Here is a 260-nt window from a genome sequence, read left to right as displayed (position 1 = left end):
ATTCATTTTTGATTCCTCTAAGAAAAGATTCGTATAACCGACAATGAATGAATCCAAACTAAAAAAGCAGAAGCCAAAACGAATGGGAATTGGAAGGATGGTGAAAACATGTCCAACAAGAAGAATAAGCAACTAAGGAAGAATGATGCCATGCCAAAAACAGATGTGGAATTTGCCAATGATGGACTTGAAAAAGTAGTAATGCAAGCACAAGAAAAAAAGAAGAAATAGACAACATGAACTGCACCCCAATTGTTTAC

General features: G+C 35.4%; 1 protein-coding gene. It reads left to right on the top strand.

The features are described 5' to 3' along the window. Positions 1-108 precede the first annotated feature (108 nt). Positions 109-231 (top strand): hypothetical protein, encoded by a 123-nt coding sequence (locus RYX56_RS23360; RefSeq protein WP_267907323.1) that lies wholly within the window; start codon positions 109-111, stop codon positions 229-231. Positions 232-260: the final 29 nt, after the last annotated feature.

This window comes from Alkalihalophilus lindianensis (genome assembly GCF_032843265.1).
In the GTDB taxonomy this organism is placed as follows: domain Bacteria; phylum Bacillota; class Bacilli; order Bacillales; family Bacillaceae_D; genus Alkalihalophilus; species Alkalihalophilus lindianensis.
Note: the sequence above shows the minus strand (reverse complement) of the source record. Positions and strands in the feature narration are given on the sequence as shown.

Coding starts and splice junctions, on each gene's coding strand:
- RYX56_RS23360 (WP_267907323.1), top strand. CDS start 109: ATGTCCAACAAGAAGAATAAGCAACTAAGGAAGAATGATGCCATGCCA.